Genomic DNA, 18,080 nt, shown 5'->3' with positions numbered 1-18,080 from the left:
GCCAATTCAGCGATTGATGCCTGGGCCCTAGGCAGAGGGGCCTGGAAACCGGTAATGACAGGACGTATGCGATGCCTTCACCCACCTTGACTGGAAACGTGTCGTCCTGAAGATATAAACGTAGCTATATCCGAGGGTTGTACTTTGGTCCAATAGGCAAAGTCGTTCAAGCTGGTAGTATGCAAACCGGGGAAGCAAGAGTGGATCGGAAGCAGATAGCTTCTCCAGTAGCAGTAAACGAGGTAGAAGTAAAAGTCATGTACATGTAATCAGTAGTAGAAGCAAAACGCCAGCGCGCCCGGCCAGGCCTCCTGCGCCGGGCTTTTTTTGCAACTTTATAACCTTATCATTCCTTTTGAGAGGTCCGCTATCCGTATAAAAATCATAATTGTTGCGCTGGTGATAGGGCTGGTATGGGGAAGAGGAGGGGATTCAGACAAGGCGGGCAGCAAGGAGAGCATCTCACCTCTTTTTATCACTGCGTCTAAAGAGCAGTAAGCAACGGTCAGGCAGCAAGGGCGAAAACAACAGCCGATATTCCACATTATCGTCGTGCATGCTTTATCAATCGAAGGCGGAGTTGTCGCAGATCGAATACCGATCCGGTTTTAAGAGCTTCAAGGGAACTCGGCGGGCGCAACGACAATGCTCTTGTCATTGCAGATCAATGGCGCATAGTGCCTGTAAAAGTGAGAATGTCTGGTAGGAATGGCAGATCGAACAGCATGACCAAGTGGTGAGCAGGAATATGCAGGAAAATCTGGAATCAGATAGAGTGCAATTCAACTTACTTTTAGGGGGCGATACTGATGTATTGCCGCTTCTGTATATTGTCTGCGGCAGCACTTACACTTACTCCGGCAAAAAACCATACTCGACCGGAAAATTGACGTAAAAAAGGTCGATGTTTTCCGCTTGCAGCAGATGCATGAAGTCTTCGGCTTCTTTTTTACTGAGTACAAAGCTGACTTCTACCGGAAGATCCGCCGCCAGTTCAAGAAAGGTTTCCGTGTGCAATACGCGATGGCGACCGAAACCGGCCAAGGCGCGGGTTGCGGTACCGCCATTAAAGCCGCTTTTTTTTGCGCGTTCCAGCAGCCACTCGTACAGCAGTATGCCATTATGCTCGCGGTATTCGCTTACGTAGAATTTGAGAAAGACCCCTTGCATATCCTCCTCCGTTTGCTCCTCTCATTCCCTGTATCATTCTTCCGGCCGGATTTGGAAAATCCTCTTTCAATGCTGGGCAAGCCATTTGACTGTCATTATTCCCAGTATAGTCATCACGAGGGAGCCAGTCAGGTGTGAAAATATGATGACAAACGTCCAGGCATATTGGCCACGCAAGAGCAGCGTAACGGTTTCCGCTGAAAAGGTGGAGAAGGTTGTCAATCCGCCGAGAAAGCCAGTGATGGCAAACAGCCTCGCCTCGGGCGGGAGAAAGCTGTTGTGATGAAAATACTCGATCGCGACGCCGATAAGATAACCTCCGGTCAGGTTGGCGGCGAGAGTACCCAGAGGAAGGGTCGGAAACAGGGGGTTTAACGTCATCCCAAACCCCCAGCGTAACCAAGCGCCCAGCGCCGCACCTGCGCCCACCGCCGTTAATGCATAAACGCCCATAGCTTACACCCGTGTCCGTAAGGTCAGCTATCTTCCATCGAACGGTTATAAAGTCCTTCCCGCGCCAGACCATTTAACTGGGAACGTCTGGAAAACGCGCGCTGTGCTTCAGCCACATTTTTTTCCTCTCCCTTCCAGGCAGCAAGAACCGGTTCCTGGAGCGCACGGCCATAAGAAAAGCTGAGTTGCCAGGGGCAGTTTCCTTTCATGGCGTTCATGGCATTCAGGTTATCGGTCGCTTCCTCGGGGCTTTGACCGCCCGAGAGAAACACGATTCCCGGCACTGCCGCCGGAACATAACGGCGTAGGCAGCGGATCGTTGCCTCCGCAACTTGCTGAGAACTGACCTGGAGCGCGCATTTCTTTCCCGGAATGACCATATTGGGCTTGAGCAGAGCCCCTTCGAACACTACGCCATGGGCGTCGAGTTCTCCGAACAAAGTCTCGAGCATGGCGGAAGTGATGCTTTCGCACCGTCCGATATCGTGCGCACCATCCATCAGAACTTCCGGTTCCACAATGGGCACGAGGCCGGCTTCCTGACAGAGGGCTGCATAGCGAGCCAGGGCGTGACAGTTTGCGCGGATGGCATAGGCAGAAGGAAGCGTGTACTCATCGATTTCCATGACTGCCCGCCATTTGGCAAATTTTGCACCCAACTGTTTGTACTCCGCCAGGCGGTCGCGCAAGCCGTCCAATCCTTCGGTGATTTTGTTCCCAGGTTGCAGGGCCAGCGGCTTGGCGCCCTTATCCACTTTGATGCCCGGTATGATTCCCCGTCCCGACAGTACCTGCGGAAACGGTACACCGTGCTTCGAACTCTGCCGTATCGTCTCATCATACAGAATGACGCCGCTGATGTAGCGTTCGATGCCTTCGGCAGTGAAAAGTAACTCTCGGTAGCGGCGCCGGTTTTCCTCCGTGGATTCAACGCCGATCGAAGCAAAACGTTTTTTTATGGTGGGACTGCTTTCATCCGCTGCCAGAATTCCTTTCTCCCTGGCAACAATGGCCTCGGCCACTGACTTGAGTTCATCGATGTTCATGAGCTTTTATCCTCCTTAAGCAAGCATAGATTCAGGACAGGCAGTCGGATATGCGATTTTTCACTCTCATTACCGGCTAGCGGATGGGCGGCGATTCAAAGACTCCTAGTTGCCACATGATGAACAAGAGAATGAGGATTCCGATGATCAAAAGATAGAATGGCCACACGGTTTTTTTATCCTCGTATGGATCCGTCAGCGAGCAGCGCGCTCCTTCCGGCAAGCGGGCGAGCTTGGTAAGTGATGTTCCAAACGGAATATTGATACGTGCACGCGCATTGATGGCCCATCCATTTGCGTCCAGAACCGGACCGAGGTTGCGTTTTTTCAGCTTGAACCATGCGACCAGCATAGCGGGACCGGAAATCAGCAATATCAGGCCGATGATCGCGAGCGGTATCTGCCAGAATTCAAGTCCCAGTATACCCGTGACAATGGAAGCAACGACTCCCCCGATTGCGCCAAGGGCCAGTCCTATCGCTGCAAATATCCCGGCGAATTTGCCTACATCGAATGGTTGCACGGAGGGCGGTGGAGGGGTACCGGGAGTCGGCGGAACGCCAACTCCCGGTACCGCCGCAGTCAGTTTTTCACCCGCCTCGGCAGCTTTCCGGCTAGCCATTTTTTCCAGTTGCTCATTGATGAATTTCACCAGCTTTTTATAGGGGGACCAGAAAGCCTGACGAATGCTGATGGGGTGGTCGATGATTCGCACGATCGTGGCATCCCAATCCTGGCCTTTTCGATCATAGAAAATGCCGTTCCGCCCGACCATCAGGAAATCGGAATCGCCGGCGGTAAAGGCGGCTGCGATACTCATTTTCTCGGTGCCACCCTTACGTATACAGTCGCAATACGCTAGATAGATCCCGCTCATGCTTGCAAACTCCGCATGCTTGGCAATGTCATCCACGGTTACGCACAGATCACAGCTTCGTCCGTCGAGGTACAGTGTCCCCAACTGGAAGAGTGCTCTATCCCTGCCCGTATAAAAGCTGCGGAAGGATACGAAATTATTGACCAGATTGAACAGGTCACGGTTGTAGCGCAGCAGTTTTTCCACCGAATGGATTGCCTTTACTTCCTCTTCTACCGCTTTATCCTGGCTGATCAGCCTAGCGATCTCCTCCTTGTGCCTGCCGGTCGAAATTTCACGCAAGCGTGCGTCTCCAAGAGGTTCGGCAGAGCAGGCAGGCTTGTTCGCCTGCCAGGCTTCAAATGCTGCAAACCTGTCGCATAGTGCTTTCCATTCCGAAGCCGATAAGTTTTCTTTCTCGCCGAGTGATGGTACGACGACCAGGCTGCGGAATACATCGATTTCTTCCTGCCAGGCAGGATTGATTCCTGCCATTAATGGCAGCGGTTTTTCCGGCTCCACGGTGGCCAGAGGAAAGCTGGCGATATCCTCGCTTTTTGCCGACAATGTTTGTGCGGCAATGCTTTTGTAGTCGTCAGCGGAGCGGCTCAGGGGCACGGCTGAGCGGATGTCATAGGCAGCCAGCCGGCAGCGCGTGAAGTAATCATCGATTTTTTCTTTGACCGCGTGGAAGGCCGCCGCTGCGGCCTGCGTTTTGTCCCCCAGGAAGCGGATATCGCCGTCACTTTCTCCCTTGGCTTGCCAGGCGGAATAGGCCGCAACTTCGGCAAAGAACGCGTCGCTGATTTCCTGATCGATGCCTGGCTTCCCGCTCACGTCGGCTGCTGATCCACGGCACTTCATGATGTCTTCCACGGTTGCACGCAGTGCTGCATCGGGAATCTGACTTGCGGTGATTACCCCATCACCGTTGAAATCCAGTCCTGCGACAAACTTCTCGATGTCAGCCATATCGGCAAGAGAAATTTCCGGCGCATCGGGCTTGCCGAGGCTGCTCAAGATGTATTGTGCCGATGCCAGCACCTGCTGCCCCTCGTCTGTGCTGTTGTCTATATCCGCCAGGGCAACACTGCCGGAGCCATTGACCAGCAGATCCGGGTTCCTCAGCAGTTTGCCTGTCCACGCGACCGCCGCGAGTACCTCATTTGCGTGCACACGCCCGTCATCATCATGGTCGATCAGGTCGAGTGTTTTCGTGTCAAACTCTATGCCGCGTGTGGGACAGCTCAACGCTACCCACAATTTCTGATCCAGGTTTTTTAATGCCAGCAGGTCAGCTCCGGTATCAATTTGTACCTGATCAAAACCACCTGCCCGGAAAAACTTCCATTGATGGGTAGTAGTCATTGTGTCTCCTTTATTTTTTTGGTTTTATTCCTGAACTACGTTCTTATACGGAATTAATTTATAGGCATAGCATGTTTGTATCACAAGATATATGAACGGAGCGTTGAAACTGAAAAGCCTTCCAAAGATGAGCTTTATGGCGACTGCAGGTATAACGCCGTCCGGGGGAAAGGATTACGTTCACATTGGACGCTGCAAAGCCCACTGTCTCCGTTCACAACGCCGTACTTTTGAATCAGAAAGCTATTTTATGGCCCTGCCGGTCAGACCGTCGAAACCCAGTTTTATCAATGCCTTTCGCTCGGCTTCATTTTGGACACCCAGCGCGATCACTTTCATACCCAGGGCGTGTGCCTGCTCGCACAGATTTTTCAGGAATTTCTGGTTGGTTTTATTCTGGTTAATGCGGTGAATGAACCTGTCGGTTACTTTAAGATAGCTTAGCCCGGCCCCGGCGAGACTTTGAATACTGTCGAGATGGCGTCCGAAATCCTTGATACCAACGTGACAACCCAACTGCCTAAAAATGTGGCAAAAATCGCGGAAGGCTTCAAACTTGCGAAAAGCGCCATACTCCGACACTTCGATCCAGAGTCGCCAGCACAATTCGGGATGCGGACGCAGCAGTGCGTCAAGTTTATTGCGGAAACGATGGTTCGCGACTGTTTCGATCGATAAATCAACCGCGACCTCGCCGGTATTCGATTGCAGGAATTCCAGTGCATGACGCAATACTGCTACGTCAATGGGACCCGTTATATTCAGACGAGCGGCGATGCTGATAAAGTCGGATGCCTCCAGCCACCCGCCTTCCGGTTGAGCTTGCATGCGTGCAACGCCTTCCTGGTGCAGGACTGCGCCAGTGGGATCGATAACAGGATAGAAAGCCAGCATGAAGCGGTTGGCAGTCAAAGCATCGCTGAAAATGTGGCGCCAGTCGGAGATATTGAGGGAGACTGGAGAAGTCTGCCTTGATGGCGGGGCGAGATGCCAAGCGTTTGCTCCGGCCTGCTCCGCCGTGGCCAGGGCTGCGTCTGCTCTGGAAAGAAGCTCGCTGAGCGTATCGCCGCGTTGATAGGGCACGGCTCCGATATGACAGAAATCAGTGATCTTGTCACCGTCACGCAGCGGGAGCGCTGCGAGCTCCTCGGACAAGCGCCTGGCAAATCTTGCCGCATTACTGATATCAGGAGCAAGAAGCGCGAAATCCGAGCCATTCAGGCGTGCAGCAAGTGGCGGAGAAGATGCGATTTCCTCGAATTCCCCGGTGATGCCGCCAATCAGTGAACCAACCCGATGAAGCAGTTCGTTTGCGCCGGCTCTGCCGAGCTTGCGGTTGATCTCTTCCAGATTATTAATGCGTATGAGGAAAAAAATTCCCCGCCTGCCGTGTATCTGTCCCGTGGCCGCGTCTGCAGCAGTTGCAGTTGAAGCGAGAGTCTTTTCCTCATGCAAGACAACTTCACTATGTTCACCCATAGGGTGGTATTCTCCCTCCCTGGCCCCATCCGGGACGGTCTCCCGCGCTCCTTCGCTGGCAGCCGCAGATTTCTGTTCTATTTCATAGCTCTCTTCCCTGCCAATTAAAATTTGGCTCAGCTGGTTCATGAAGTACTCCCGCCTGGCCAAGCCTGTGACCGGGTCGAAGTTTATCTGCTTGTGCAAAGCTTCCAGGCGCTTGGTTTCTTCGATGCCGCGGTTATGCAGGCGTCTGATCATGTCATTGGTGGCACGCGCCAGGCTGCGTAGTTCCGGTATGCGGGGTTCTGAAATAGTAAGAAAGCGGCGTTCTATAATCTCATCAGCCTGCTCGACCATCTCCGCCAGTGGTTTGTGGATACGCTGCAATATCATCGCCCCGATAAGCACGCACATGATCGCTGTACCCAGAGACCAGAGCATCAAGGTTTTCGCCTGCTCCCAAAGTGCCTGATACGCGAGTTGAGCCTGGCTGACCACCTTGATCACGCCAAAATGCAGTAAGGCGTCCGATATCTGGGCTTGACCCGGTGCTGCGCTGATTGGAAAGAGACGAATGAACCATCCGGGAACAGTCGTTTCTATCTCGTTCTGCACGCGTTCGGTGATCAGCTTGCCATCGGCAGAGGTGATGGAGATTGCCTGGTATTGGCCACTATCAAAAAATGCAGCGATTTGAAGACCAATGGTGATAGGGTCCTTGCGCAGTTGGGAAATCGAATATGCAAGAGAATTCGCGCTATCGATGTTTTTACGGTGAAGCTGTTGCTCCAGATAGCTTCGTGTGCCAAGCAGACTTACAAAAAGGCTACCGGTAAAACTTGTGATGGTCACCAGGATAACGGCTAACCATAGTTGTCGAAAGAGAGACATTGAACGCCTTATTGTTTTAGACAGCGTCTTCAGGACAATGTCCTCCGCGGGCGCGATGACGGTTTGTCAAGGAATTATCAACCTGCGGTGGATTCCTGAGCTATGAGATTAGCACGGAGTGGACAGGGGTTCAATTTGCAGAAAACACACCCGGAAAAGCCAACGAGACGATATCAAGAGAGATAGCCCATGCGACCCGCTTCCCATACTGCCTTCATTTCCCATCCGGATTGCCTGTTGCACGAAATGGATTTTTATCATCCTGAAAGTCCAGCTCGGTTGAAGGCGATCGAGAAGGAGCTGTCTGCTTCAGGGCTGATGGATAAACTGAGACGTTATCAGGCGCCATTAGCGACTATCGGCCAGCTGGAGCGTGTGCATACACAGGAACATATTGCAAGATTGCAAGCAGCAGCATCCCGCGCAGCTTCGGGAGGTTTCGTGTACCTCGATCCGGATACCGCCATGAACCGCCACAGCCTGGGAGCAGCTTATCGGGCCGCGGGGGCAGCCGTCCTTGCTGCTGATCTCGTGATTGGAGGGACGGTGGAAAATGCGTTTTGCAGTATTCGCCCCCCGGGTCACCACGCCGAACGCGGGTATCCGATGGGTTTCTGCCTGTTCAACAATATTGCCGTAGCGGTTGCTCACGCGCTTGAAACACATGCTCTGCAACGGGTCGCAGTAGTGGACTTCGACGTGCATCACGGCAACGGTACGGAAGATATCTTTCAGCACGACCCCCGCGTCATGATGGTCTCGACATTCCAGCACCCGTTCTATCCATATAGCGGCATTGCAGGGCGTTCAGAGCGAATGGTCAACATCCCGCTACCGGCAGGGAGCAACGGCAAGGTATTTCGAAAAGCAGTGGATGAATTCTGGCTGCCGGCGCTGGAAAGATTCGAACCGCAAATGTTGTTTGTTTCTGCTGGTTTCGATGCTCATGCCGATGATGAGCTTGCTTCTCTGAATCTGGTGGAAGACGATTACGCGTGGGTAACTGAAAAAATCAAAGAGGTTGCCCGCGCTTATGCCGGAAAACGTATCGTGTCGGTGTTGGAAGGCGGGTATGAGTTGGCTGCGCTGGGACGAAGCGTGGCAGCGCATATAAAAGTCCTTATGAAGCCCTGATAGCTCAAAACGCGCCTCTCCAGCGCCCACTCTTCCAGGCTACCCCTTCGACCCTTCCGGCTTACCTGAGAGTCCTTCCTCGAGCATCTCTTGCGCCCTGGCAAAGGGAATGGGGAATGTCCTGAGCCGCCGAAGGCTTCAGGACGAACGGAGAAGAGGGATATAGGTCAAAAGGAGAGGAATCAGGTTGAAAACAGGAAACCTTGTGTTCAACAGAATTTCTCCGAAGGCGTTTCGCTATCCTCCTATCAAGTCTATGATGGAAATAGCAATGAAGGGATCAGACGCGGTATTTTCCGGCTCGTATCGAAGAGGGTGGCATTGAAGGGCAACCATAAACTGGGTATTCCCCTGATTCTGTTAATCGTTCTCGCGATCATGGCGGGGGTGGTATGGCAGTATCTGGCCGGAAGTAAGCCGAGCATCAGGATAGGTGTGCTCCACTCCCTCTCCGGGGTCCTGGCTGCAAGCGAGAAGCCGTTGATTGATGCAATACAGTTGGCCGTTGAGGAGGCCAATGCGGCGGGAGGAATCCACGGTCATAAAATTGAAGCTGTGGTAGCGGATTGCAGGTCAGACGCGGGTCATTGCGCGCGGGAGGCCGAACGCCTGATTCTCGAAGAGAGAGTAGAGGCATTATTCGGTTGCTGGACTTCTACCTGCCGCACCTCGGTGAAACCGGTTGTAGAACGACACGATCACCTGCTGTTTTATGCATTGCGGTATGAGGGCATGGAGCAGTCGCCTAATATTATCTATGGAGGTGCAGTACCAAATCAATTGGTGATGCCTGCTGTGTACTGGGCCCTGGAAAATCTTGGTAACCGGAAACATGCACGGCATAGTGGCAAACGGGTCTATCTAGCAGGGTCAGAAAATGTTTTTTCGCGTGTCGTGAATATTCTTATCAAGGATGTTCTGGCAGCAAACGGCGGAATCGTGGCGGGGGAATATTATCTGCCTCTTGGTTCCCAAAACATGGAATCTCTTGTAGAGGATATCGTGGATCAACAGCCCGATCTGATATTGAGCACGATTGCGGGCGCCTATAACGCCGGGTTCTTTCAAACATTGAACAGGAGGGGAATCACAGCGGAGAGCATCCCGGTATTGTCGTTCAGCGTTACCGAAGTAGTGCTGTCGGTACAGGATAAGATACCAATGACGGGACACTTCGCTGCCCGGAATTATTTCCAAACCATTCCTTCGCCGGAGAATCAGGCATTCGTCAAGCGGTTCCGCGACCGCTATGGGGAGAAAGCTGTTATTGACAGTCCGACAGAAGCCTCCTACGTCAACGTACACATGTGGATTCGGGCTGCTTCCGAGGCGGGCTCAGGTAATCTGGCAAAGGTACAAAGATTGATTTTGCGTCAAAGCCTTCCTGCTCCGGAGGGGATCGTGGCGCTTGATCCGATTACTCGCCACGTATGGAAAGTGGCCCGGGTTGGCAAAGTGCGGGAAGATGGTCAATTCGATATTGTGTGGGATTCCACGCGACCGCTGGAACCATCGCCGTTCCCGTCCTATCGCTCGCGTGAAGAGTGGAACGTCCTGCTGGAGAAGGTGCTGAACACGCCTGCAATGCTGCAGACAACCCAGTTCATGGAAAAATCCGGGAGTAACTCCAGAGGGCCGGCGGGGTGAAACGATGATACGCTTTACCTCACTTACACAGCGTTTTGCTGTCTGGTTTGTGGTCGTTTCCCTGCTGCCTATCCTGATCATTGGTTATGCGCTGTTGCGTACCTTTGAGACGGAGGCGGAAAAGGCCGCGATTCAACAGGTGTCAGGGATCGCTGACATGAAAGCGGAACAGATCGACAGCTATCTGCGCGAGCGTTTGCTGGACGCGAGGGTGATCCAGACAACCAGTACAACACGCATGGCTATGCAGGACTTCAGCCGGGTGTACGTGAAGAGTGGAGTGGACTCCGATGCCTATCGTCAACTGGATGCATTTTATCGCGAACACTTCAAGCGCTTTGTGGAGGATGCCGGGTATTACGATCTGTTCCTCATCTCCCCTCAAGGCGAAATAGTCTACAGCCAGGCCCATGAATCGGATTTTGCGACGAGCTTGATCACGGGTCCGTATCGAAACAGCGGTTTTGCCTGGGTTGTGCGTGCTGCACTCAATACCTTGCAGAGCGGCGTCTCGGATTTCGAATACTACCCGCCCTCAAAAGGCGCGATTGCGGCCTTCATGGCATTGCCTATTATTGTTCAGGGAAAGCTGGAAGGCGTGCTGGCGCTGCAGATCTACAGCGAACGCGTGTTTGAGGTAGTGACCGACAACGTGGGACTGGGAGCGAGCGGTGAAACGGTCGTAACGCGCCTTCTCAACGATCGCACTGCACTGGTCATCGCGCCCCTCAAGCATGAGCCGAACGCGGCGCTGCAATACAAGATACCTCTCGCCACTCCACCATTTTCCATTGCGATCCAGAGCGGATTGCATGGGGAGCGAGGAGGAGGATTGAAGACGGACTATCGGGCCAAGGAGGTGGTGGCCGCCTGGCGTTATCTGCCGCGCATGAACTGGGGCATCGAGGTCAAGATGGACGCGGAGGAGGTGTTCGCCTTTGTCCCCAGAGTGCGCAACTATAGTTTGATAGTCCTCAGTTTCACCCTGATCGCCGCCATGCTGGGAGCTTTGCTGTTCAGCCGCCGCGTGGTTACCACGCTGAAAAATCTCAGTCACAGTGCGCAGCATATTGCCGCTGGAAATCTAAGGCAGCGAGTTCCCGTTGCAGGATGGGATGAAATCGGTCAGCTGGCCAGCACCTTCAATACGATGACTGAGCGCCTGACCGCCAGCGATCGTCAGCGTGACGTAGCCGAAAAAGATTTGCGCCAGCTCAACCAGAACCTCGAAAACCGTGTTGCCAAACGTACAGCTGACCTGGAGCAGGCGAATGCGGTGCTTGTCAGCAAAGAAGAAGAAATGCGTTCGATCGTGGAGCACATGGTGGACTGCATCATTACGATCGACGACAAAAGCATAATACGCTCGGTCAATCCCGTCATAGAAAAGCTTTTCGGTTACACTCGAGAGGAAGTAATCGGTCAGCCCTTATCGATGCTGATGCCTGAACCCCACCGTAGCAACCATGAAAAGTACATTGAGAGGTACTATCGGACGGGGCGAGGCCGCTGCGAGTTTGATCACATTCTGGCGCTGGAAGTCGAGGGTGTGCATAACATCGGCATGGGCCGCGAAGTCGAAGGCCGGCACAAGAATGGCGAACTCATCGACCTGTATGTGGCTGTCAGTGAGTATTTCGTCGGAGGGAAACGTTATTTTACCGGCGTGCTGCGCGATATCCGCGAACGCAAGCGGGTCGAGCAGGCTTTGCGCAACAGTGAACAGCGTTTTCGGGCCATCGTGGACAACCTGGCGGCGCTTGTGGGCGAAATGACTCCTGATGGTGTCTTGGTGGAAATCAACCGTACCGCACTGGAGGTAGGCGGCCTGCGCAGCGAGGATGTTATCGGCAAGTGTCTGTCCGACACCGGATGGTTCTCCTACAAGCCCGAGGTGCAGCAACAACTCCGGGAAGATATCAGGCGGGCGCGAGCCGGGGAAATCGTCCGCCGTGACATTGAGATGCGCATTGCCAATGGTGGTCTAATGACAGCTGATTGTATGCTGGTGCCGGTCCGGGACGCCAAAGGCCAAGTCGTTAAAATAATTCCTTCTGCAATCGACATCAGCGACAGGAGTCGCATTCTGAAGGATCTTGAGCAGGCTCGCCATGATGCGGAGCAGGCCAACCAGGCAAAATCGATTTTTCTTGCGGCCATGAGCCACGAAATACGCACCCCCATGAACGGCGTGATCGGCATGGCGGACGTACTGCAGCAAACCAGCCTGAGCGGTTATCAGATGGAGATGGTCGATCTCATCCGTGAGTCGGCTTTCGCCTTGCTGGAAATCATCGAGGATATCCTGGATTTTTCAAAAATCGAAGCGGGAAGATTGGAAATCGAGCAGGCCCCAATGTCCGTGGAAAAGGTCGTGGAAAAAGCATGTGCCATGCTTGAAAGCCTGGCTGCCAGGAAGGCTGTGGAACTTACCCTGTTTCTCGACCCGGCGATACCTGAAGAAGTCCTGGGTGATGCACTGCGACTACGCCAGGTGCTCGTTAATCTTGCCAATAACGCCATCAAGTTTTCCAGCGGATTGCAGGAGCCAGGCAGGGTATCAGTACGGGCACTGCTCGTTGACGGCAGCGAGAAAGCGGTAACAGTGGAGTTTGAGATAACCGATAATGGCATTGGCATGAACGAGGAGGTGCAATCGCGGCTTTTCACCTCTTTTACCCAAGGAGATACATCCACCACCCGGCGATACGGTGGAACCGGACTGGGTCTGGCGATCACTCATCATCTGGTTCAATTGATGGGAGGTAGTATCCGGGTTCAGAGTGCTCCGGGCGAAGGGTCAGTTTTTACTGTGCGGTTGACGTTTGACCTTATTCCTTCCTCGCACATGGAAGATAAGGTTATCGATCTCAGCGGGATTTCCTGCCTTGTAATCGGTGCTGAAAAAGGTTTGGCTGACGATCTGGCCGTATATTTGAGATACAGTGGAGCGGTTGCAGAGCGAGTGATCGATTTGCCAGCCGCCCTCAAGCGAATCGAGGTACTTCCGCCGGGACTATGGCTGCTGGTCATAGATGCCGGGCATGAAACACCCCCGCTGGAAGAATTGCGTGCCGCCTTCCGTTCCCGTCCTGACCTGGATCCGCATTTCGTAGTCCTCGAGCATGGTCATCACGAGCCTGATATTGAGCCCCGCTTTGTCGTCATTCGTCGCGGACGCAGGCGGCATGAGCGTACCGAAGAGGTCGATACCGTTACGCTGGATGGCGATGTCATGCACCGTGACGCCTTCCTGCGGGCAGTCGCACTCGCCGCCGGAAGACTGCAGGAGGAATTACCCGCGCCCCCCTCCGAGGAGGTGAAGGCGGTGGCATTGCCGTCGCGAGAAAAGGCGCTCGGTGAAGGCAGACTTATCCTTGTCGCCGAAGACAGCGAAATCAACCAGAAAGTGATCCGGCAGCAGCTTTCTCTGTTGGGTTATGCGGCGGATATTGCAAAGGATGGACGGGAAGCGCTCAAACGCTGGGAAAGCGGCAACTATGCATTGCTGCTGACAGATTTGCACATGCCGGAAATCGATGGGTATCAATTGACCGCAGCAATTCGCGTCAAAGAGGGGGAGCAAGGTGCTGCGCGCAAGCCGATTATTGCCATTACGGCCAATGCACTCAAGGGTGAAGCTGAACATTGCCGCGCCGTAGGCATGGATGACTATTTGAGCAAGCCGGTGCAGCTCTCGCATTTGAAAGCGGTGCTACAGAAGTGGCTTCCTTCTCCGGGCAGCAGCACTGAATTGCTCGAACTGGCTCCACCAGGCTCTACTGCGCCTGCACCTTCCGCCACGGCCATGCCTGCTGCTCCCGCTACGCCCGCGGAACCCACTACTACCGGCGCTCCCGCTCTCTCTACGATTGCGGCAAAACCTGTCGATGTCCATATCCTTGAACAGCTCGTAGGTAACGACCCTGCCGTGATCAATGAATTCCTCCAGGATTTCCGGGTGAGTGCACGAAAAACAGCAGAGGAGTTGCGAGCAGCGTGTCAGGCCGGTGATGCGAAAACAGCCGGCGGTATCGGACACAAGCTTAAGTCCTCGGCTCGCTCGGTAGGCGCATTGCAACTGGGTGAGTTGTGCGCCCAGATGGAACAGGCGGGCAAGGCGGGTGACATGACTCGGTTGAATGAGCTGTTGCCGCGTTTCGAATCGGAACTTGCTGCTGTGGATGGGTATATCAGCACATTGGAATAATGACAACATCTCCGACAGCCGAGATTCTGTCCGGCGATATTCAGATTCAAAAAACCTGACTGAACAATAACTGAAAAGATAAATGTTATGGTCGAACGATCCGCAGTAAAAATTCTAGTGCTTGACGATGAAACTTTCATGCTCAAGCTGTTGAACCGTATTTTATCCAACCTCGGATATAGCTCGGTCACCCTCTGTGATAGTGGCCGTGCCGCACTGGAAAAAATAGCCAGTACAGGCGCCGATACAGTGCCGAATGTTATTCTGCTGGATCTCAATATGCCTGAAATGGATGGGATCGAGTTTGTGCGGCATCTCGTGGATCTCCACTACCTCGGCAGCCTGATACTGGTCAGTGGTGAGGATGAACGCATACTCCAGACGACTGTAAAACTGGTGCGGGCACACAAGATTCCTATACTGGGATACCTGCATAAGCCAGTGAAGCCCGATGCGTTGTCCGAACTGCTTGAAAGTTGGGCCCCTTCCGCAGCCGATGCCGCTGGTATGGCGAAGAAAGTCTACACCGCCGATGAGCTGCGCGCCGCCATCGAGGGGGGGCAACTGGTTAATTATTATCAGCCGAAGGTGGTGGTCGCCACAGGCGAGGTGGTGGGTGTAGAGACTCTTGCGAGATGGCGTCACCCAGCGGACGGTATCGTATTTCCAGACCAATTCATTGGCGTGGCCGAGGCTGCCGGCCTGATTGACGACCTAACCAAGGCGGTGTTTGCCGAGGCGATGGCTCAGGCGAAATTGTGGCAAGAAATGCAGTTGCCGCTGCGAGTAGCTGTCAATGTGTCCATGGACAATCTGGCCTCGCTGGATTTTCTGAATTTTGTGGCGGAACTCGCAGCCAAGGAGGGCATAGCTCCCCAAAATGTGGTGCTGGAGGTGACTGAAACCAAGCTGATGCAGGACACACGCGCTCCACTTGAGATTCTGACCCGGCTGCGCTTGAAGCGTTTCCGCCTTTCCATTGATGATTTCGGGACAGGGCATTCATCACTGGCCCAGTTGCGCGACATTCCTTTTGATGAGCTCAAGATCGATCAGGGCTTTGTGCATCACGCGGGGACCGACGAGACGCTGCGGGCGATTTATGATGCGAGCCTCTCTCTGGCGCGGCAATTAAATATGGAGGTCGTGGCGGAAGGCGTCCAGGACCGGGAGGATTGGGATCTTCTGCGCCGCACGGGATGCGATCTGGCGCAGGGGGCTTTCGTTTCGAGTCCGATGTTGCCGGAGGATGTGCTGGACTGGATAGAACTGTGGCGGGAGCGAGTCCGTACCGAACTTTTTCCGACGGAAGATGTAAAGGAATAATCAGCAGAGCGAGGGACAGAAGCGCTCTCTGCGGGAATGACGGGAGCGTCCGCAGTTTTCGAGTCTTTCACGCCATTTGCCCTGTCCTTCGGACCCGTTTGTTCGGCCTTGGCAACAATCTCTATGCCCGCTAAAGGGGCTTTCTTACGCAAGTTGCGAGCTGTGCAAGGAAGGTAGCGGGAGTTACTATGAATACGAGATAGTCCGCTTTCTAGATGAAGCGGATGAATGAGCTTATTGCATGGAATGTAATCCGATCATATTGCCCTCGGTGTCGAGGACCAGGGCGATGAAACCATATTTACCGATGGACATTTTTTCCTTGAAAAGGCGCCCACCATGCTCGGCAGCACGCGCGGCCTCTACCGCACAGTCTTCACACTTGAAATAAACCAAGGTGCTGCTTCCGCCGGACGGGCAACCCTCCATTTTTGCCAGCGCACCGGCCGCACCATAGCCTTCCTCTGACATGGGAAATGCCCACAGTTCTATATCGGGGCTTGGTATCCGCTCAAGCTTCCCTTGAAGAACGCCTTCGTAGAACGTTTTTGCGCGTTCCATGTCCTGTACATAAATTTCAAACCAGACGACTGGATTGGATTTCATGGCGTTGCTCCTCGATGTTTATCATCCGGTTAAATCAATAATGCAGCCGCTACCCGTCGTTCTTCCGCCGATAATATGTTGTAAGTGCGACAGGCAGCAGCGGTATCCATCACTTCTATACCAATGCCGGACTCGATCAGGCTTCTGGTAAGTTGCGGATGGGGAAAACGCAATGTGGCGCCCGTTCCGAAGAGGACCATTTCCGGCTGCAGCGAGAGGATGAACTGAAAGTGTTCGGTATTGAGTTCCTCGAACGTTTTTGCCTCCCACTCTTCGATCAGGCGATCGGGTAACACGATCAGGCTATGATCGTAGCGTACGTGATTGATCATGACGTAGTCGGTTCCGTAACCAGTAAACAGGTTGTGCCCGGTAGGACCGGAAAGATGCAGTTTCACACGAGACTCCATTTGCGGCAGTTTAGCGGGTCGGGTAACATTACATCTTTTTCCCGTTGCGATAAAGGTTTTGCGTTGAATAAAGCGGGAACGACAGAATCTCTTGATTTTCAACACTCAACATTCGCAGGCACTCCCGGTTACGTACTTCCATCTGAACCCGGCCTTGCACAGAGCCTTCGCTGACCTTTGCCTTTGCCGTAAGGCTTTTGCCACCCATCCATCCCATATCTGATGCAGCCCATTCTCAAATCCAGCAAGTTGGCCAACGTATGCTATGACATTCGCGGACCGGTGCTTGACCGGGCGCGGCAAATGGAAGAGGAAGGGCACCGCATCATCAAGCTCAATATCGGGAATCCGGCATCATTCGGTTTCGAAGCTCCCGAAGAAATCCTGCAGGATGTGATGCATAACCTTTCCGCTGCATCCGGTTATTGCGATTCGAAAGGATTGTTTGCGGCACGCAAGGCCATCATGCATTACACGCAGGAGAAGCGTATCGAGGATGTCCGGCTGGAGGATATCTACATCGGCAACGGCGTTTCCGAACTGATCGTGATGGCGATGCAGGCGCTGTTGAATACGGGCGATGAGGTTCTGATTCCTTCACCCGATTACCCGTTGTGGACAGCAGCGGTGGTGTTGGCAGGCGGGACTCCGCGCCATTATGTGTGTGACGAGCAATCGGGCTGGTTGCCTGATCTGGAGGATATTCGCTCGAAGGTTACCTCGAACACCCGTGCGATCGTTGTCATCAATCCGAATAATCCGACAGGCGCGCTTTATCCAGACGAAGTGTTGCGTGAAATCATCGAGATTGCACGTCAGCATCAACTCATCGTCTATGCGGACGAAATTTACGACAAAGTCTTGTACGACGATGCGACCCACACTTCGATTGCTTCCCTGGCGGATGACGTGCTGTTCGTTACATTGAACGGGTTGTCCAAGAATTATCGTGCCGCAGGATTTCGCTCGGGGTGGGCAGTGGTCTCCGGAACAAAACACTATGCCAGTGACTATATCGCTGGTCTGACCATGCTGGCCTCCATGCGGCTGTGTGCAAATGTTCCTTCGCAGTTTGGTATTCAAACGGCGTTGGGGGGGTATCAAAGCATCAAGGATCTGGTCATGCCCACTGGTCGGCTTATGCGGCAACGCGATCTCGCCTGGAAACTGTTGACGGAGATTCCGGGCGTATCGTGCTACAAGCCACGGGCGGCAATGTATCTGTTCCCGCGCCTGGACCCCGCAATCTACCCGATCGAGGATGACGAGCAATTTGTGCTGGATTTGCTGCTGGAAGAGAAGGTGCTGCTGGTGCAAGGTAGCGGTTTCAACTGGCCCTATCCGGATCATTTCCGTGTTGTATTTCTCCCTAACAGTGACGACCTGACCGAAGCCATTAGCCGGGTTGGAGGTTTTCTAGCCCGCTACCGCAGGCAGCACGGAACCGGGTAAGGCGAACTCAACTTCTGTAAACGAGAACGCCGCGTACGAACAAAAATCCC

General features: G+C 53.6%; 12 protein-coding genes. 5 read left to right on the top strand and 7 right to left on the bottom strand.

What is annotated here, in order from left to right; genetic code table 11:
• Positions 1–852: 852 nt before the first annotated feature.
• From BMY01_RS08455 to BMY01_RS08435, 5 genes are all read right to left on the bottom strand, one after another.
• Positions 853–1,170, bottom strand: coding sequence for a DUF190 domain-containing protein (locus tag BMY01_RS08455; RefSeq protein WP_074746184.1), 318 nt, complete (start codon positions 1,168–1,170; stop codon positions 853–855).
• Positions 1,171–1,236: 66 nt separating this feature from the next.
• Positions 1,237–1,623: a fluoride efflux transporter CrcB gene (gene crcB / locus BMY01_RS08450; RefSeq protein WP_074746182.1), complete on the bottom strand. Its 387-nt coding sequence runs from the start codon at positions 1,621–1,623 to the stop codon at positions 1,237–1,239.
• 23 nt (positions 1,624–1,646) lie between these two features.
• Positions 1,647–2,669 carry a class I fructose-bisphosphate aldolase gene (locus BMY01_RS08445; RefSeq protein ID WP_074746180.1) on the bottom strand — a complete coding sequence of 341 codons (1,023 nt, stop codon included), beginning with the start codon at positions 2,667–2,669 and terminating at the stop codon, positions 1,647–1,649.
• Between the two features lie 76 nt (positions 2,670–2,745).
• Positions 2,746–4,893 (bottom strand): hypothetical protein, encoded by a 2,148-nt coding sequence (locus tag BMY01_RS08440; protein ID WP_074746178.1) that lies wholly within the window; start codon positions 4,891–4,893, stop codon positions 2,746–2,748.
• A gap of 243 nt (positions 4,894–5,136) precedes the next feature.
• Positions 5,137–7,245 carry a bifunctional diguanylate cyclase/phosphodiesterase gene (locus BMY01_RS08435; protein WP_074746176.1) on the bottom strand — a complete coding sequence of 703 codons (2,109 nt, stop codon included), beginning with the start codon at positions 7,243–7,245 and terminating at the stop codon, positions 5,137–5,139.
• Between the two features lie 189 nt (positions 7,246–7,434).
• On the opposite strand from BMY01_RS08435, the gene BMY01_RS08430 reads away from it, so the two are divergent.
• The 4 genes from BMY01_RS08430 to BMY01_RS08415 all read left to right on the top strand — a co-directional run bounded on the left by BMY01_RS08430 (position 7,435) and on the right by BMY01_RS08415 (position 15,562).
• Entirely contained in the window at positions 7,435–8,379 is a 945-nt protein-coding gene (locus tag BMY01_RS08430) for a histone deacetylase family protein (RefSeq protein WP_074746174.1), read from the top strand.
• Between the two features lie 321 nt (positions 8,380–8,700).
• Positions 8,701–10,026: an ABC transporter substrate-binding protein gene (locus tag BMY01_RS08425; protein ID WP_074746478.1), complete on the top strand. Its 1,326-nt coding sequence runs from the start codon at positions 8,701–8,703 to the stop codon at positions 10,024–10,026.
• Positions 10,027–10,030: 4 nt separating this feature from the next.
• On the top strand, positions 10,031–14,236 hold the full coding sequence (locus tag BMY01_RS08420) for a PAS domain S-box protein (RefSeq protein WP_074746172.1): 4,206 nt from the start codon (positions 10,031–10,033) through the stop codon (positions 14,234–14,236).
• 87 nt (positions 14,237–14,323) lie between these two features.
• On the top strand, positions 14,324–15,562 hold the full coding sequence (locus BMY01_RS08415; RefSeq protein ID WP_074746170.1) for an EAL domain-containing response regulator: 1,239 nt from the start codon (positions 14,324–14,326) through the stop codon (positions 15,560–15,562).
• Between the two features lie 234 nt (positions 15,563–15,796).
• Here BMY01_RS08415 and BMY01_RS08410 read toward each other — a convergent pair whose 3' ends face one another.
• Both BMY01_RS08410 and BMY01_RS08405 read right to left on the bottom strand, forming a co-directional pair.
• Positions 15,797–16,168: a VOC family protein gene (locus BMY01_RS08410; protein ID WP_074746168.1), complete on the bottom strand. Its 372-nt coding sequence runs from the start codon at positions 16,166–16,168 to the stop codon at positions 15,797–15,799.
• Positions 16,169–16,197: 29 nt separating this feature from the next.
• Entirely contained in the window at positions 16,198–16,566 is a 369-nt protein-coding gene (locus tag BMY01_RS08405) for an Mth938-like domain-containing protein (protein WP_074746166.1), read from the bottom strand.
• Positions 16,567–16,800: 234 nt separating this feature from the next.
• On the opposite strand from BMY01_RS08405, the gene BMY01_RS08395 reads away from it, so the two are divergent.
• Positions 16,801–18,030 carry a pyridoxal phosphate-dependent aminotransferase gene (locus BMY01_RS08395; RefSeq protein ID WP_074746162.1) on the top strand — a complete coding sequence of 410 codons (1,230 nt, stop codon included), beginning with the start codon at positions 16,801–16,803 and terminating at the stop codon, positions 18,028–18,030.
• Positions 18,031–18,080: the final 50 nt, after the last annotated feature.

This window comes from Nitrosospira multiformis, from assembly GCF_900110185.1.
In the GTDB taxonomy this organism is placed as follows: Bacteria; Pseudomonadota; Gammaproteobacteria; order Burkholderiales; family Nitrosomonadaceae; genus Nitrosospira; species Nitrosospira multiformis_A.
The sequence above is the reverse complement of the archived record's forward strand: the minus strand, read 5'-3'. Positions and strand labels throughout refer to the sequence as shown.

What these genes read in the sequence shown, in the direction of transcription:
- BMY01_RS08430 (WP_074746174.1), top strand. Translation starts at nt 7,435, where the DNA reads ATGCGACCCGCTTCCCATACTGCCTTCATTTCCCATCCGGATTGCCTG.
- BMY01_RS08410 (WP_074746168.1), bottom strand. Translation starts at nt 16,168, where the DNA reads ATGAAATCCAATCCAGTCGTCTGGTTTGAAATTTATGTACAGGACATG.
- crcB (WP_074746182.1), bottom strand. Translation starts at nt 1,623, where the DNA reads ATGGGCGTTTATGCATTAACGGCGGTGGGCGCAGGTGCGGCGCTGGGC.
- BMY01_RS08415 (WP_074746170.1), top strand. Translation starts at nt 14,324, where the DNA reads ATGGTCGAACGATCCGCAGTAAAAATTCTAGTGCTTGACGATGAAACT.
- BMY01_RS08435 (WP_074746176.1), bottom strand. Translation starts at nt 7,245, where the DNA reads ATGTCTCTCTTTCGACAACTATGGTTAGCCGTTATCCTGGTGACCATC.
- BMY01_RS08455 (WP_074746184.1), bottom strand. Translation starts at nt 1,170, where the DNA reads ATGCAAGGGGTCTTTCTCAAATTCTACGTAAGCGAATACCGCGAGCAT.
- BMY01_RS08395 (WP_074746162.1), top strand. Translation starts at nt 16,801, where the DNA reads ATGCAGCCCATTCTCAAATCCAGCAAGTTGGCCAACGTATGCTATGAC.
- BMY01_RS08440 (WP_074746178.1), bottom strand. Translation starts at nt 4,893, where the DNA reads ATGACTACTACCCATCAATGGAAGTTTTTCCGGGCAGGTGGTTTTGAT.
- BMY01_RS08420 (WP_074746172.1), top strand. Translation starts at nt 10,031, where the DNA reads ATGATACGCTTTACCTCACTTACACAGCGTTTTGCTGTCTGGTTTGTG.
- BMY01_RS08445 (WP_074746180.1), bottom strand. Translation starts at nt 2,669, where the DNA reads ATGAACATCGATGAACTCAAGTCAGTGGCCGAGGCCATTGTTGCCAGG.